At 73.8% G+C, this 16,378-nt stretch carries 12 protein-coding genes; 5 read left to right on the top strand and 7 right to left on the bottom strand.

Translation table 11 applies throughout. The features are described 5' to 3' along the window. Both AC07A4_RS15810 and AC07A4_RS15805 read right to left on the bottom strand, forming a co-directional pair. Complete coding sequence (locus AC07A4_RS15810; RefSeq protein ID WP_478598250.1) at positions 1-594, bottom strand: (2Fe-2S)-binding protein; 594 nt, start codon at positions 592-594, stop codon at positions 1-3. Continuing rightward, positions 594-1,484, bottom strand: a complete 891-nt coding sequence (locus AC07A4_RS15805; protein WP_478598248.1) for an FAD binding domain-containing protein — start codon at positions 1,482-1,484, stop codon at positions 594-596. Before AC07A4_RS15805 ends, AC07A4_RS15810 begins: the two co-directional genes overlap by 1 nt. Before the next feature lie 514 nt (positions 1,485-1,998). On the opposite strand from AC07A4_RS15805, the gene AC07A4_RS15800 reads away from it, so the two are divergent. Beyond that, positions 1,999-3,717: a PucR family transcriptional regulator gene (locus tag AC07A4_RS15800; protein ID WP_478598245.1), complete on the top strand. Its 1,719-nt coding sequence runs from the start codon at positions 1,999-2,001 to the stop codon at positions 3,715-3,717. A gap of 163 nt (positions 3,718-3,880) precedes the next feature. Further along, on the top strand, positions 3,881-4,657 hold the full coding sequence (locus AC07A4_RS15795) for a hypothetical protein (RefSeq protein WP_478598243.1): 777 nt from the start codon (positions 3,881-3,883) through the stop codon (positions 4,655-4,657). Between the two features lie 341 nt (positions 4,658-4,998). On the opposite strand, the gene AC07A4_RS15790 is transcribed toward AC07A4_RS15795, so the two are convergent. Next, positions 4,999-5,787 carry a GntR family transcriptional regulator gene (locus AC07A4_RS15790; protein WP_478598240.1) on the bottom strand — a complete coding sequence of 263 codons (789 nt, stop codon included), beginning with the start codon at positions 5,785-5,787 and terminating at the stop codon, positions 4,999-5,001. Positions 5,788-6,072: 285 nt separating this feature from the next. Here AC07A4_RS15790 and AC07A4_RS15785 point away from each other — a divergent pair, with 285 nt between their 5' ends. Further along, positions 6,073-6,942: a (2Fe-2S)-binding protein gene (locus AC07A4_RS15785; RefSeq protein ID WP_478598238.1), complete on the top strand. Its 870-nt coding sequence runs from the start codon at positions 6,073-6,075 to the stop codon at positions 6,940-6,942. A 236-nt stretch (positions 6,943-7,178) separates the two neighbouring features. Next, positions 7,179-8,243: a DUF2637 domain-containing protein gene (locus AC07A4_RS15780; RefSeq protein ID WP_478598235.1), complete on the top strand. Its 1,065-nt coding sequence runs from the start codon at positions 7,179-7,181 to the stop codon at positions 8,241-8,243. Positions 8,244-8,470: 227 nt separating this feature from the next. On the opposite strand, the gene AC07A4_RS15775 is transcribed toward AC07A4_RS15780, so the two are convergent. Then, positions 8,471-8,854, bottom strand: coding sequence for an ATP-binding protein (locus tag AC07A4_RS15775; protein WP_478598233.1), 384 nt, complete (start codon positions 8,852-8,854; stop codon positions 8,471-8,473). A gap of 308 nt (positions 8,855-9,162) precedes the next feature. Between AC07A4_RS15775 and AC07A4_RS15770 the strand changes: the two genes are divergently transcribed. Next, positions 9,163-12,222: an alpha-mannosidase gene (locus AC07A4_RS15770; protein ID WP_478598230.1), complete on the top strand. Its 3,060-nt coding sequence runs from the start codon at positions 9,163-9,165 to the stop codon at positions 12,220-12,222. Between the two features lie 250 nt (positions 12,223-12,472). Here the strand turns inward: AC07A4_RS15770 and AC07A4_RS15765 are convergent, their stop codons facing one another. From AC07A4_RS15765 to AC07A4_RS15755, 3 genes are all read right to left on the bottom strand, one after another. Continuing rightward, a complete protein-coding gene (locus AC07A4_RS15765; RefSeq protein ID WP_478598228.1) occupies positions 12,473-14,215 on the bottom strand; it encodes a pyruvate dehydrogenase in 1,743 nt (580 codons plus the stop codon). A gap of 55 nt (positions 14,216-14,270) precedes the next feature. Then, a complete protein-coding gene (locus AC07A4_RS15760) occupies positions 14,271-15,554 on the bottom strand; it encodes a protein phosphatase 2C domain-containing protein (protein ID WP_478598226.1) in 1,284 nt (427 codons plus the stop codon). A 577-nt stretch (positions 15,555-16,131) separates the two neighbouring features. Further along, positions 16,132-16,378 (bottom strand): hypothetical protein (locus AC07A4_RS15755; protein WP_478598224.1); only part of this gene is annotated, 247 nt, incomplete at its 5' end.

The raw sequence follows: 16,378 nt of genomic DNA, 5'->3' as shown, positions 1-16,378 counted from the left end.
TCAGACCTCCTCGGTCTGGCGCGCGGCGGCGAGGCGGACCGCGTCCAGGATCTTCTCGTAGCCCGTGCAGCGGCACAGGTTGCCGGAGAGGGCCTCACGGATGTCGGCGTCGGACGGGTCCGGGTTGCGCTCCAGCATCTCGTCGGCGGCGACGAGCAGGCCCGGCGTGCAGAAGCCGCACTGCACGGCGCCCGCGTCGATGAACGCCTGCTGGACGGGCGAGAGTTCGGCGCCCTCGCCGGTCTGGGAGTCGCCCGGGGCGGCCTGCCAGCGCTTGGCCTGGTCCAGCGGAACCCCGCAGGCGCCCGCGGCTTCGGACGCGCAACCGGCGTGCTCCGCCCGCTGCTTGGCGTAGTCGGCGAGGCCCTCGACGGTCACGACCTCGCGGCCCTCGACCTGTCCGGCCGCGACCAGGCAGGCACATACGGGCACGCCGTCGAGGCGTACGGTGCAGGAGCCGCACTCGCCCTGCTCGCAGGCGTTCTTGGAGCCCGGCAGGCCCATGCGCTCGCGCAGCACGTACAGCAGGGACTCGCCCTCCCACACGTCGTCGGCTTCCTGCGGACGGCCGTTGACCGTGAAGTTGACACGCATTACGCGACTCCCTCCGTGCCGCGGCCGGTGCCGCGATAGGACTCCCAGGTCCAGCCGAGCGTGCGGCGGGCCATGATGCCGACGGCGTGGCGGCGGTAGCTCGCGGTGCCGCGGACGTCGTCGATGGGGTTGGCGGCCCCGGCGGCGAGCTCCGCGAACTGCTTGGCGACCGACGGGGTGATGATCTTCTTGCTTTCCCAGAAGCCGCCCTCCTCCAGGGCCGCGTTCAGGAATTCCTCGGCGGCCTTCGCCCGGATCGGTGTGGGGGCCGCGGAGCCGATGCCGGTGCGCACGGTGCGGGTCTTTGGGTGCAGCGCGATGCCGAAGGCGCACACGGCGATGACCATGGCGTTGCGGGTGCCGACCTTGGAGTACTGCTGCGGTCCGTCCGCCTTCTTGATGTGCACGGCGCTGATCAGCTCGTCCGGGGCGAGCGCGTTGCGCTTCACGCCGGTGTAGAAGTCGTCGATCGGGATCCGCCGGGTGCCGCGCACGGACTCCACCTCGACCTCGGCGCCCGCGGCGAGCAGCGCCGGGTGGGCGTCCCCGGCCGGGGACGCGGTGCCCAGGTTGCCGCCGACGCCGCCGCGGTTGCGGATCTGCGGCGAGGCCACGGTGTGCGAGGCGAGCGCCAGACCGGGCAGCTCGGCGCGCAGGTGCTCCATGATGTCGGTGTACGGAACGGAGGCGCCGAGCCGGACGGTGTCCTCGCCGACCTCCCACTCCCGCAGCGCACCGACGCGGTTCAGGTCCAGGAGGTACTCCGGCCGACGGTGGTCGAAGTTGATCTCGACCATGACGTCGGTGCCACCCGCGATCGGCACAGCCGTGGGGTGCTCGGCCTTCGCGGCGAGCGCCTCCTCCCAGCTGGCGGGGCGAAGGAAGTCCATGAGTGGCTCTCTCTTCGTAATCGTGCTCTTGGTGATCGTGCTCTGCGTAGTGGTGCTCGGTTCTCGGTGATCGGTGATCGTGTTCGGCGTCGCTCGGTGATCGTGTGCTGTGATCGTGTCCAGCGCTGTCCGGTGATCGCGTTCCACGGCCGCGGCCGCGGCCGTCCGGGGGAAGCCGCCGTACGCCGTCCGGGTGGCGGCGGAGGTCCGGCTTCCGAGGGGAGGCGATCGATCCGGCCATGTGGGCCGTTCGCCTCTCGACTGCTCGTTCATGTGCTGTTAACGCGGAGTGGGGTCAGTACACCGTCCCGTCCTCCGATGGGGTCAGTCACCGAAACCATGAAGGAGTTGGCTGGCCAAGCCAGGAGTCTTGTAGATTCGTATGAAGAACGGGTCCCAGTAACCTCGCGGATTCCCCCGGGAAACCGAATGGCCTTCCAGGCCCCGCGGCCTCCGGTACCTCCGGGACGGCCGGGTACACACGAAATCGAGACAGATCGGCGGCGACACCATCATGCGGCTGCGCGCACTCCTTGACACCGACGTCCTGGGCCTCAGGCTGCTCGGCGGCGAGGACGAGCTCGACCGCACCGTCCGCGGCGTGATGACCACGGACCTGCGCGACCCCAGCCGGTACCTGGCAGGCGGCGAGCTGGTCCTCACGGGCCTCGCCTGGCGCCGGGACGCGGCCGACACCGAGCCCTTCGTCCGCATCCTCGCCACCGCCGGGGTCGCGGCCCTCGCGGCCGGGGAGGCGGAGCTCGGCGACATCCCCGAGGACCTGGTGGAGGCCTGCGCCCGGCACCGGCTTCCGCTGTTCGCCGTGAACGAGTCGGTGGCGTTCGCGACGATCACCGAGCACGTGGTGCGGCAGGTGTCCGGCGAGCGCGCCGGGGACCTCGCGGCCGTCGTGGACCGCCACCGCCGCCTGATGACCTCGGGTCCCGCGGGCGGCGGCCCGGACGTGGTGCTCGACCTGCTCGGCTCCGACCTGGACCTGCGCGCATGGGTGCTCTCCCCCGCGGGCCGCGCCATCGCCGGGGCGGCGGCGGGCGCGCCCGCCCTGTCCGCGGCGGTGCGCGCGCGCCTCGCGGGCGAGCACCTGGCCGCGGCGCGCACCGGGCGGCGCGGCCCGCACCGGGTGGGCGTGGACGGCGTCACCTACTCCCTGTTCCCCATCCGCTCCAGCGGCCGGGGCGCGGCGGGCGCCTCCCGGGACGTGCGCGAGACGGTCCTTTCGGACTGGCTCCTCGCCGTCGAGGCCGACGCGGGCGACTGGCCGGAGGAGCGGCTCGACCTGCTGCAGGGCGTCACCCAGCTGATCGCCGTGGAGCGCGACCGCAGGGACGCGGCGCGCACGGTGCGCCGCCGCCTCGCGCAGGAGGTCCTGGAACTGGTCCAGACGGGGGCCGCCCCCGCCGAGATCGCCGCCCGCCTGCGGGTCGCGGCGCCGGTGCTGCTGCCCGGGCTCGGCGCGGCGCCGCACTGGCAGGTCGTCGTGGCCCGCGTGGAGTGGCAGGACGTGCAGGGCGGTCCCGCGGGCGCCGACGGCGGGCGCGGGGCCGGAAGCGTCGCGGGCGGCCCGGTCGCGCAGGCGCTCCTGGAGGAGATCCTCGTCGACCCGGCGACGGCGGGCCCCGACCCCTCCGACCGGATCGCGGTCGCCCACACCGGCGACGAGGCCGTCGCCCTGGTGCCGCTGCCCGCGATGTCCCCCGACGGCGAGGCCACCGAGTCGGGCCTGCTCGCCGACGCCCTGCTTGCCGCCGTGCGCGAGCCCCTGACGGCGGGCCTCGCCGACGACGGCCGCCTCACGCTCGGCGTCAGCGCGGCCGTGCACTCCGCCGAGGGGCTGCGGGGCGCCCTGGAGGAGGCCCGGCACGCCCGCCGCGTCGCGGCCGCCCGCCCCGGCCGGGTGTGCGCCGCGGGCCATCAGGAGCTGGCCTCGCACGTCCTGCTGCTGCCGTTCGTGCCCGACGACGTGCGCCGCGCGTTCACGGCCCGTCTCCTGGACCCGCTGCGCGAGTACGACCGCCGCCACCGCGCGGAGCTCATCCCGACCCTGGAGGCGTTCCTCGACTGCGACGGCTCCTGGACGCGCTGCGCGACCCGGCTGCACCTGCACGTCAACACACTGCGCTACCGCGTGGGCAGAATCGAGCAGTTGACGGGCCGTGACCTCGCGCGCCTGGAGGACAAGCTGGATTTCTTCTTGGCATTGCGGATGAGCTGAAGTCCTGGCGCCCGTCCGCGTCCGCGCGACGGACGCCAAGAGTCCGTCTCGGCCTCCCCCAACTTTGTGAAATCCTTCACCCGCCCCCTTGGCCCCGCGCGCCGATCCGTGCTGAGATTCGCCCACGACTCAACAGCTCAATGGTGCGCTAGGGGAGGGCAACGTGGCGCATACCGCCATGTCTGGTACCGGAACGGACTCAGGGCACGATCCACTCCAGACCGCGGTATGGCGGCTGCGCTCGCGCGGCTGCTGGACCGACGCCGCAGCGCTGCTCGCGACACGGGAGGGCGCGGCGCACGCGCTGCAGAGAACGTCACTGCTCGTGGAGCGCTGCCTGTTCACCGGTGAGGGCTGGGGCGAGGCCGAGGACAGCCTGCGCACGGCCGAGGCGGTCGCCGACGATGACGACGCGCGCGGGGCCGCGGCCTGCGAGCGCGGCCAACTGGCCTACGCGGCCACCGTGTTGGGGGTACGCGACCGGGCCGACGAGGCCCGCACCGCGCTCGGCCGCGCCGCCGCCCTGTTCCCGCCCGGTGCCGCCGGGCGGGCCCTGCTCGACTTCCGCCGGGGCCTGGTCGCGGAGCACCTCGCCGACTCGCCGCAGGCCGCGCGGGCGGCGTACCGGCGGGCCCACGCCGGGGCCACCGCGCACGGGGACTCGCTGCTCCTCTCCTTCACCTGGCGGCACCTCGCCGGACTCGCCCTGCGGGAAGGGGAGTTGGCGGACGCGCGGCACGGCTTCGCCGAATCCCTGCGGCTGCGGGAGGAGTTGGGGTTCCTGGTCGGTACGGCTCCGGCGCTCGCCGCGCTTGCCGACGCCGAGCCCGAGCCGGAAGCCTCCCGGCTGCGGGCCGAGGCCGGGCGCCTGTTTCGCCTCCTGGGCGGAGTGCCCTCCTGGCTGGCGGCCCAACTCACCCCACCGGCCCCGGCGGCCTAGTCGGCCCCGTGTCCTCAATCGCCGGACGGGCTATCCCCCACCCGCCCACCCTTACACCTGCGGCTGCCCTCGCACCCCCCGACCTAGCGGCTCGCGGGTGGGTGGGTGGGTGGGAAACCACCCGTGCAAGCGCGGTGATTCAGCCCGTCCGGCGTTCGAGGACGAGCGCGTCAGCGCGAAGATCCAGCCCGTCCGGCGCTTGAGGACAAGCGCGCAGCGCGGGCATTTCAGCCCGTCCGGCGCTTGAGGACGAGGCGCGAAGCGCCAATGCTTGTGAGCGGGGGAACGGGGGCAGCCGCACCCGGAGCGGGAAGGGGCGGGCCTGGGGCGCCCCGCGAGGGCTAAGGCGCGGCCGGGAAGTGGGCCCGCACCACGGCCGCCACCCGCACCAGATCCCCGGCGACCACCGCGTCCAGCAGAGCGACATGCTCCACCGCGTCCGCGACGAGCTCGGCCCGCCGAGCCCCCCGCCCGCTCCCGCTCCCGCCCCCACTCCCACCCCCACCGACGACCGGCCACTGCACCCGCCGATGAAGATCGTCAGCGACCTCGACCAACTGCTCGTTTCCGGACAGGCCAAGCACCCCCCGGTGAAAGGCCCGGTCCGCCTCCGCGTACCGCGCCAGGTCCCCGGTCCGCGCCGCCCCCACGGCCGCATCGGCCAGCGGCCGCAGCGACGCCCACCGCCCCGGCGAAACGCTCCGCGCGAGCCGCAGCAGCACCGGCACCTCCAGGAGCGCCCGCACCTCGGCCAGCTCCCCCAGTTCCCGCGCGCTGCGCCGGGCGACCCTGAAGCCCCGGTTCGGCACGACCTCCACCGCCCCCTCGGCGGCGAGCCGCTGCATCGCCTCGCGCACCGGCGTCGCGGACACCCCGAAGCGCTCGCCGAGCGCGGGCGCCGAGTACACCTCGCCGGGCGTCAGCTCACCGCCGACGAGCGCGGCGCGCAGGGCGTCGAGGACCTGCCCGCGCACGGAGTCACGCCGGACCGCGCCGCGCGCCGGCGGCGCCGTGTGCGTGTGCTCGCCGCGCGCCGCCCGGTCACCGGGCCCGGCGCCCGGCTGCTCCGGCACCCTCGCGGTGGCGCACCAGGCGGACCCCTCCGCCGCGTGCGCTCTGGCCCGCTCCACTCACGCCTCCCGCATCCCGCGTCCCACCCGGCAACGTCCGCCACCCGGCGTTCCGGTGCGCAGGGGCGGGCCGGACACGGATCGGATGCGGATCAGTCGGATGGTTCGGATGGTCCGGATCAGAGTCGGATCGGATGCGGATCGGATGCGGATCAGAAACGTACGATCCGAACCATCCGAACCATACGAGAAGCACGATAGGCGGACCGGGCTCCAGTTGAAACCTCGATCATGTTGGGTAAGGTTAGGCTAACCTGCAATCGATCGTGATTCGGCGGTCCCCGCATGTCCGTTCCCACCCTGGAACCCGGCGCCCGGTACACGGAGCGCACCCACAGCCCGGTCACGGGTGCCTACGCCCGTCTGACCGAGGTATACCCCGGACTGCGGATCCAGGAGCTCGCCGAGGACGAGAAGGCCCCCCAGGGCGGCGGCTGGGTCTCGGTCGCGCGGCTCGCGGAGGCCGGGGCGGAGTTCGATGAGTTCCTCGCCTGGGACGAGGCGCAGGTCCTCAAGGACTACGGCCAGCGGGCCAGGCCCGACGTCGTGGCCAGCTTCGCCCTGCACCGCTACGCCTGGCCCGCCTGTCTGCTCTTCACCGTGCCGTGGTTCCTGCACCGGCGCGTCCCGCGCTATCCGGTGGAGCACGTCTCCTTCCAGCGCGCGCTCGGCAAGATGGCCGTGCGGACCACCGCCTTCGCCTGCCTGCCGGACGACCCGGCGGCCGCCCTGCCCGGCGCCCGCGTGGTGGCGGACGAGGAGGCGCTGCGCGCCGAGCTGCGGGCCGCCGTGGCCGAGCACCTGGGCCCGCTGCTCGACGGCTTCGGGCCGCGCATGCGACGCCGCGGGCGCGCGCTGTGGGCCGTCGCCACGGACGAGATCGTCGAGGGCATCTGGTACGTCGCCCACCTGCTCGGCGAGGAGGAGCGCGCCACGGCCGAGCTCGAGCGGCTGCTGCCCGGCGCCACCAAGCCGTACGTGGGCACGGCCGCCTTCCGCGAGCTGACCGGGCCGAGCGGCGAGAAGCTGCCCACCCGCGACCGCGCCAGCTGCTGCATGTTCTACACGCTGCGGCCCGAGGACACCTGCGTCACCTGCCCCCGCATGTGCGACGCGGACCGCGCCGCCAAGCTCGCCGCCGCGGCCGCCGCCTGAGCCTACGGGCGCCACCTCCGCGCCCCCACCCGCAACCCCTTCACCCCGAACCACCCCTTCGTGTCCGCGGAATCGAACTCAACTCCGGGATTTCTCCCAGCAGTTCGAGCGATTCGGCGCCTGGCTCCCCCCTTGCCACCCACTTGGCGTCCTCTTGCCGGAAAACCCCTTGAGCGCCGTCGGGCGTGGGTCACTATGGCGCCCGAAACGCCCCACCGCGACGCAAGGGACCCCAGATGAGACTGACCGACATATCGCTGGACTGGCTGCTGCCCGCCGGCGTGCTGCTCTTGGGCTTGGCCGTGGCGGTGGCGGTGCTCGCGCGGGGCAAGAAGGCCCAGGCGAAGGCGGCCACCTCCGAGGACTCCTGGGAACGCAGCGAGGACCGCCGACGGCGCAAGGAGGCCGTCTACGGCACCGCCTCCTATCTGCTGCTCTTCTGCTGTGCGGCCGTCGCCGCCGCGCTCTCCTTCCACGGCCTGGTGGGCTTCGGCCGACAGAACCTGAACCTCTCCGGCGGCTGGGAGTACCTGGTGCCGTTCGGGCTCGACGGGGCCGCGATGTTCTGCTCCGTCCTCGCGGTGCGCGAGGCCAGCCACGGCGACGCGGCCCTCGGCTCGCGCCTGCTGGTGTGGACGTTCGCGGGGGCCGCCGCCTGGTTCAACTGGGTGCACGCGCCGCGCGGCCTGGGCCACGCGGGCGCCCCGCAGTTCTTCGCCGGGATGTCCCTGTCGGCCGCGGTCCTCTTCGACCGCGCGCTGAAGCAGACCCGCCGCGCCGCCCTGCGCGAGCAGGGCCTGGTGCCGCGGCCGCTGCCGCAGATCCGGATCGTACGGTGGCTGCGCGCGCCCCGGGAGACCTTCGGCGCCTGGTCGCTGATGCTCCTGGAGGGCGTGCGCACCCTGGACGAGGCCGTCGAGGAGGTCCGCGAGGACCGGCGCGAGAAGGAGCAGACGCGCACGCGCAGGCGCGACAAGGAGAAGCTGGAGCGGGCCCAGCTGAAGGCCATCAGCCGGGGGCGCGGGTTCCACGCGCGCGGCGGCCGTCAGGTGGACGTGCAGGCCATGACGCAGTCCGTGGGGTCCGGGCAGGTCGGTGCGGACCCTGCCATAGCGGCTTCGCCGCATCCCTCGCAGGACCAGCTGCCCGTGCGCTCCCGTCCCTCCCTCCAGGCCGTCAAGAGCTCCCGTGACGCCGAGACCGTGACCGTCGATCTCACCGCCGAGGACGATACGCAGACGATTCCGCGGCTCGACTCCCTGGAGCAGAAACTGAAGGACCTGGAACAGCAGTTCGGCTAGCCCTCGCGGTGCGCCCCAGGCCCGCCCCTTCCCGAACCAGGGGGCGCCGCCCCCTGACACCCCCGAAAAGCATCGGCGCTCCGCGCCTCGTCCTCAAACGCCGGACGGGCTGAATCTCTGCCGGTTGCGGCGGTCTTTTAGCCCCTCCGGCGTTTGAGGAGCGGGGTCTGGGGCGGAGCCCCAGTTCGGGAAGGGGCGGGTCTGGGGCGTCCCACGCGGGCCAGGCTTCAGCGGACGCCGGCGTCCAGCTCGAACCACACCGCCTTGCCCACGCCGTGCGCCCGTACTCCCCACGCGTCCGCGAGCGACTGCACGAGGACGAGCCCACGCCCGTGCGTGGCGTCCCCCGCCTCCGCCGCCCCCCGCACCCGCGGCCGCCGCCCCACGAAGTCCCGCACCTCGACCCGCAGCCGCCGCGGCCCTACCGTCGCGGTCAGGATCGCGTCGTGGTCCGTGTGCACAAGGGCGTTGGTGACCAGCTCGCTGGTGAGCAGTTCGGCCACGTCCGTCGCCCCGGGCCGCCCCCAGTGCCGCAGGAGGTCCCGCAGCGCCTGGCGCGCCTCGGACACCCCCCGCAGGTCGGCGCGGCCGAGGCGGCGCCGCAGTTGCACTCTGCCGTCGTTCGTCGCCCTTTCGACCGGATCGTCCTCTCGTCTCGATGAGGCCGCCCCCCAGCCGATGGCGCCGCCTCCGCGTACGTCTCTGCGCATGACCCCCGCCCACCCGTGGACGACCGGACCCCCCGCCCGGTCTGTGCTCGGTGTTCGCCTTGCGTCCGTCGAACACGCTCACGGGATGCATGCCCGTCCCTCTGGGAGCCACTCATGTCCATTCGTCAACCAACGAGAAGGATGCGCCGATGGGTTGAGGGGAAGTGAAGCCGAGGACCACCTCGGATCGACCAAGTGGAGGAGCCGCCGTGCACGACGACCGACAGCTGGTGGAGGAGCGCCTGGAACGCGCGCTGCGGCAGTTCATCCGGCCCGCCCAGTACGCGGACCGGGTGCCGCTCGCGCTGTCCGTGTGGCACGCGCCGGGCGAGCCGGTGCCGGTGGCCGAGGCGCTGCGCGCGGCGTACGAGCCCTTCGAGCCGGGCACCGCCTGGGGAAAGCCCTGGTCGACGAGTTGGTTCCGGCTCCAGGGCGAGGTGCCCGCGCGATGGGCCGGGCGGCAGGTGGAAGTGGTGATCGACCCGGGGTTCACCGGCGAGGGTCCGGGCTTCCAGGCGGAGGGGCTGGTGTACGACGCGGCGGGCGTCCCCGTGAAGGGCGTTCACCCCCGCAACCGTCACGTGCCGGTCGCGGCCCGGGCGCGGGGCGGGGAGCCGGTGAGCCTGTTGCTTGAGGCCGCGGCCAACCCGGCGGTCCTGCACGACTTCGTGCCGACGCCGCTGGGGGACGTCCTGACCGCCGGCGATCGGCCGATCTACCGATTCGCGGCTGCCGATCTGGCCGTACTTGACGAGACCGTGTGGCATCTGGTCCTGGACATCGAAGTCCTCTCCGAGCTGATGGGCGAGCTGGACCCGGACCGGCCGCGCCGCCACGAGATCCTGCGGGCCCTGGAGGACATGCTGGACGCGCTCGATCTGCACGACGTGGCGGGGACCGCCGCCGCGGGCCGGGCCGCGCTCGCCGAGGTGCTCGCGCGGCCCGCCGCCGCCAGCGCCCACCGCGTATCGGCTGCCGGGCACGCGCATATCGACTCGGCGTGGCTGTGGCCGCTGCGCGAGACGGTACGGAAGGCGTCCCGGACGTTCGCCAATGTGACGGCCCTTGCGCGTGACTATCCGGAGCTGGTCTTCGCGTGCTCGCAGGCGCAGCAGTACGCGTGGGTGAAGGAGCACCAGCCGCACATCTGGGAGCGGATCAAGAAGGCGGTGGCGGACGGCACCTGGGCGCCGGTGGGCTCGATGTGGGTGGAGTCGGACGCCAACCTGCCCGGCGGCGAGGCCCTCGCACGCCAGATCGTGCACGGAAAGCGGTTCTTCCAGGAGGAGTTCGGCATCGACACCGAGGAGATCTGGCTGCCGGACTCCTTCGGCTACACCGCCGCCTTCCCGCAGCTCGCGCGGCTCGCGGGGGTGCGCTGGTTCCTCACCCAGAAGCTCAGCTGGAACCAGACCAACAAGATGCCGCACCACACGTTCTGGTGGGAGGGCATCGACGGCACCCGCGTGTTCACGCACTTCCCGCCGGTGGACACGTACAACTCCCAGTTCCTCGGCTCCGAACTGGCCCACGCCGAGCGGAACTTCGCCGAGAAGGGGCGGGCGAGCCGCTCCCTGGTGCCGTTCGGCTGGGGTGACGGCGGCGGCGGCCCGACCCGCGAGATGCTGGAGCGGGCGCGCAGGCTGCGCTCCCTGGAGGGCTCGCCGCGCGTCGAGATCGAGAAGCCGTCGGCGTTCTTCGCGGCCGCCGAGGAGGAGTACGGCGAGCGGGCGCCGGTGTGGTCGGGCGAGCTGTATCTGGAGCTGCACCGGGCGACGTACACGACGCAGGCGGCGACCAAGCGCGGCAATCGGCGCAGTGAACACGCGCTCAGGGAGGCCGAGTTGTGGTGCACGGTGGCAGCGCTGAAGGACCCGGCGTACGCCTATCCGTATGACGCGCTCGACCGGCTGTGGAAGACGGTCCTGCTGCACCAGTTCCACGACATCCTGCCGGGTTCCTCGATCGCGTGGGTGCACCGGGAGGCCCGGGAGACGTACGCGCGCGTCCTTGCCGAGCTGGACGGGATCACCGAGGAGGCGGTGCGTCACCTGGGTGGCGGGGGGCCTGCCGTCCTGAACGCCTCGCCGTACCCGCGCGGCGAGGTCGTCGAGCACGACGGGGCGCTGACGCATGTCACGGTCGGCGCGTTCGGCAGCCGGAGCCTCGCCGCCGCCGCCCGCGAGGCCGCTCCCGGCGCGGTGACCTCGGCGACGCGGACCGGCACCGAGATCATCCTGACGAACGAGCATCTGCGCGTCACCGTCGACGCCGACGGGCTGCTCGCCTCCGTGCGGGACCTGGACCACGACCGCGAGGTCCTCTCCCCCGACGCCCGCGGCAACCTCCTCCAGCTCCACCCGGACCACCCCACCCGCTACGACGCCTGGGACCTGGACCAGCACTACCGCCACCGGCACACCGACCTGACGGACGCCGAGTCCGTGGAACTGGTCGAGGACGGGCCGCTGCGGGCGTCGGTGCGGGTGGTGCGCGCCTTCGGGGACGGCTCGCGGATCACGCAGGAGCTGCGCCTGGCCTCCGGCAGCCGTCGGCTCGACGTGGTCACGGACGTGGACTGGCGCGAGTCCGAGAAGGTCCTGAAGGCGGCGTTCCCGCTGGACGTGCACGCCGAACGGTCCACGGCCGAGATCCAGTTCGGGCATGTGCACCGGCCGACGCACACCAACACCGGCTGGGACGCGGCCCGCTTCGAGATCTGCGCGCACCGGTGGCTGCGGGTCGCCGAGGAGGGGTACGGGGTCGCCGTGCTCAACGACGCGACGTACGGGTACGACGTGTCGCGCGCCGAACACGCCGAGGGGCTCGGCACCAGCGTGCGCCTCACCCTCCTGCGCGCGCCGCACAGCCCCGACCCCGTCACGGACGTGGGCACGCACCGCTTCACGTACGCGCTCCTCGTGGGCGCTTCGGTCGGGGACGCGGTGGCCGAGGGGCTGGCGCTGAACCTGCCGGTGCGGGTGGCGGGTGCGGGTGAGGTGGCGCCGGTGGTGCGGGTCGGTCATCCGGGGGTGACGGTGGAGTCGGTGAAGCTGGCGGAGGATCGGAGCGGGGATGTGGTGGTGCGGGTGTATGAGTCGCGCGGGGCGCGGGTGCGGGGCGTGTTGACGGCCTCGTTCCCCGTCGCCAGGGCCGACGTCACTGACCTCCTGGAGCGGCCCCTGCACCCCGCGCCCACCTCCCCCGCGGGGCTTGCCCTGACCTTGCGCCCCTTCCAGATCGTGACCCTCCGCCTCCGCCCGGCCTAATCCCTCGCGGGGCGCCCCAGGCCCGCCCCTTCCCACTCCGGGTGCGGCTGCCCCCGTCCCCCCGCTCACCGATATCGGCGCTCCGCGCCTCGTCCTCAAACGCCGGACGGGCTGAATACCCCTGGGCCAGAGGTTTCAGCCCGTCCGGCGTTTGAGGACGAGGCGCGGAGCGCCAATGCTTTTCGGGGGTCCAGGGGGCGGAGCCCCATGGTTTCGGGAAGGGGCGGGGTGGGGGAGGCCCCCGGCAGGGTCAAGGACGGGGGACGTTGCGGAGGTTGGCGCGGGCCAGTTGGACCATGCGGCCCACCCCGCCGTCGAGGACGATCTTGCTGGCGGAGAGGGCGAACCCGGTGACCATCTCGGAGCTGATCTTGGGCGGGATGGACAGCGCGTTGGGGTCGGTGACGACGTCGACCAGGGCGGGCCCCTTGTGCGCGAAGGCGTCCCTGAGCGCCCCCGCGAGCTGCTTGGGCTTCTCGACGCGGACGCCGTAGGCACCCGCGGCCCGGGCCACGGCGGCGAAGTCGGGGTTGTGGTTGGTGGTGCCGTACGAGGGAAGGCCCGCGACCAGCATCTCCAACTCCACCATGCCGAGCGAGGAGTTGTTGAACAGGACCACCTTGACCGGCAGGTCGTACTGCACGAGCGTGAGGAAGTCGCCCATCAGCATGGTGAAGCCGCCGTCGCCCGACATCGACACGACCTGGCGCCCGCGGTCGGTGAACTGGGCGCCGATGGCCTGCGGCAGCGCGTTGGCCATGGAGCCGTGGCTGAACGAGCCGATGATGCGGCGCTTGCCGTTGGGCGAGAGGTAGCGGGCCGCCCACACGTTGCACATGCCGGTGTCGACGGTGAAGACCGCGTCGTCGGCGGCGAGGTCGTCGAGGACGGACGCCACGTACTCGGGGTGGATCGGGAGGTGCTTGTCGACCTTGCGGGTGTACGCCTTGATCACGCCTTCGAGCGCGTCGGCGTGTTTCTTGAGCATCTTGTCGAGGAACTTGCGGCTGGACTTGGGGCTGACGCGCGGCGTCAGACAGCGCAGCGTCTCGCGCACGTCGCCCCACACGGCCAGGTCCAGCTTCGAGCGGCGGCCGAGGCGTTCGGGGCGCACGTCGACCTGCGCGATCTTCACGTCGTCGGGCAGGAAGGCGTTGTACGGGAAGTCCGTGCCGAGGAGGATGAGGAGGTCGCACTCGTGGGTGGCCTCGTAGGCGGCGCCGTAGCCGAGCAGTCCGCTCATGCCGACGTCGTACGGGTTGTCGTACTGGATCCACTCCTTGCCCCGCAGGGCGTGGCCCACGGGCGACTTGACCTTCTCGGCGAACGCCATCACCTCGGCGTGCGCGCCCGCCGTGCCGCTGCCGCAGAACAGCGTGACCCGGTCGGCCTCGTCGATCATCGCGGCGAGCCTGTCGATCTCCGCGTCGCCGGGGCGCACGGAAGGACGTGAGGTGACGAGGGCGCTCTCGGCGGCCTTCTCCGGCGCCGGTTCGGAGGCGATGTCGCCGGGCAGCGAGACGACGCTGACGCCGGACTGGCCCACGGCGTGCTGGATGGCCGTCTGGAGCAGCCGGGGCATCTGCCGCGGGTTGGAGATCAGTTCGCTGTAATGGCTGCACTCGCGGAACAGCTGGTCGGGGTGGGTCTCCTGGAAGTAGCCGAGGCCGATCTCGGAGGACGGGATGTGGGAGGCCAGGGCGAGGACGGGGGCCATGGAGCGGTGCGCGTCGTACAGGCCGTTGATGAGGTGGAGGTTGCCGGGGCCGCAGGAGCCCGCGCAGGCGGCGAGGGTGCCGGTGATCTGGGCCTCGGCGCCGGCGGCGAAGGCGGCGGTCTCCTCGTGCCGGACCTGGATCCAGTCGATGGCCCGGGTGCGCCGGATCGCGTCCACGACGGGATTGAGGCTGTCGCCGACGACTCCGTAGAGCCGTTTGACCCCGGCGCGGACGAGGATGTCGACGAACTGCTCGGCGACGTTCTGTTTGGCCATGTCTTTCACGCACCCCTTCGGTCGCTATGGGTCCATGAATTCACAGGGCGGGCGCTCACGCCTCCCACACGGCGGCGGCCGTCCGGTCGTCGGCGTATCCCTTGACCCGCACCTGGGTGTCGGCGAGGAACGCGGCGAGTCCGGGCGGGCCGCCCTCCGCCCACCGGCGGGTGAGGTGCCGGGCCAGCTCGGGTTCGCCGCGCAGGGGCTCGGCGAGGCCGCCCGTGCACAGCAGGAGCGTGTCACCCGGGCGGGCGACGGAGGCACGGAACCGGAAGGGGTCGCGGGGCGGCGCGGGCGCGGGCTCGTACGGGCTCGGGGGCGTGGTGATGCCGAGGTCCATGGTGAGCCGGTCGCCGTCCGGGGTCTCAGAGGGAGGGGCGGGAGGGGCGGACGGGGAGCCGAAGCCGACGACGGCGGCGCCCGTGGTGGTCGCGACGCGCGGTTCGATGTCCTGCCACTCGCCGCCGCGCAGCCGGAAGAGGCCGCCGCCGCCCACGCCGAAGAACACCCGGGTGCGGCACCGGGGGTCGGCGGGCAGCAGCAGGCAGCGCAGCGACGCCGTGTACTCCTCCGGCTCCAGGCCCAGTTCGGCGGCGCGGGCCCGGAGCTTGCCGAGGCTGCGGTCGGTGAGCCGGTGCAGGCCTGACTTGAGGTCGCCGCGCCGTGCGGCCCGGATGTCCTGCGCGAGCCGCGCGTGGCTGCGGCCCACGGCCCGGCCGATCCAGCCGCAGGCGTCGGCGGCCGCGCGGTGCGCCCCCGCCGTGGCGCGGGCGCCGGTGGCCATGGCGACCAGGACGAGCGCGTCGTCCCCGGCGCCGAAGCGGGCGGTGAGCAGGGCGTCGCGGCGGGGTTCGCCCCGGTAGCGGGCGGAGTCGCCGCGCAGGGATGCGGCCCGCAGGGTGCTGGAGCCGTAGCGGGCGCCGTCGAGCACGGTGTCGGCGACGAGGCTGCCCAGGTCGTCCGGGTCGGCGGCGGGCAGTCCGGTGGGTTCGGCCTCGTACGTCGGGGGGCCGTCGCCGACGTACGCGAGCGCCTGCGGCACGGCGGCCGCCACGGGGCCGCCGCCCGCTTCCGGCACCGCCGACGGCTTGTCGGACGCGGACACCGTGGCGGTGCTGCTCTCCGTGGACGCCCGGGCGCCGGAAGGACCGGCCTCCGGCGGCTTGGGCGCCGAGGGGAAGGTGACCGGGCCGGAGGGCGCCGCGAGGGGCGCCCAGGGGGCGGGCGCGCGGTAGGCGGGGGGCTCGGTACGTGGCGCCGGGGGCGTCGGGGGCGGGGAGTCACCTGGGCGGGGGGTCGGGGGCGCGGAGTCACCCTGGTGGGGTGCCGGGGGCACGGAGTCACCCTGGCGGGGCGCCGGGAGCGCAGAGTCGCCCTGGCGGGGCGTCGGCGTCGGGGATTCCCCGGGCCGGGGCGGAACGGACGGCGGCGCGGCGGCCGACGCGGGTTGCCTGGGCGGCGCCGATTCGCGGTCTCGGGGCGGGGGCGCGGTGGGGGGCTCTGGGACGCGGGGCGCGGAAGCAGGCGGCGGTGCGGAATCCCGTGCGGCGGGTGGCGGCGCGGAGGGGGATGCCGGATAGCCGCCGACACGGGCCCGGGGCGACGGAGGCGCCGGGGGCGGAGGCGGCTCAGCGCCGCGAGCCGGGGGCGGAGTCCCGGCGGGAGACTCCGGGAACCCGGAGCCACGGGCCCGGGACGACCCGGACGACGAAGACCCCGAAGCCGGGGGCGAAGGCGGCTCGGAACCGCGAGCCCGGGACGGGGGCACGGCCGGAGACTCCGGGAACCCCGAGCCACGCCCCCGGGACGACCCGGACGACGAAGACGACCCCGCAGCCGAATCCGAACCGCGAGCCGGACGCGGAGGCACCGAAGGCGACTCCGGGACCCCGGAACCACGCGCCCGGGACGACCTAGGCGACGAAGACCCCGAAGCCGGAGGCGGCTCGGAACCACGAGCCGGACGCGGCGGCGGAGGCGGAGGCGGTTCTGAACCGCCAGCCCGGGACGGCGGCACCGCCGGAGACTCCGGGAACCCCGAGCCACGCCCCCGGGACGACCCAGACGACGAAGACGACCCCGCAGCCGAATCCGAACCGCGAGCCGGACGCGGAGGCACCGAAGGCGACTCCGGGACCCCGGAACCACGCGCCCGGGACG

The sequence above is a fragment of the Streptomyces sp. NPDC043996 genome (assembly GCF_056435225.1).
The sequence above is the reverse complement of the archived record's forward strand: the minus strand, read 5'-3'. Positions and strand labels throughout refer to the sequence as shown.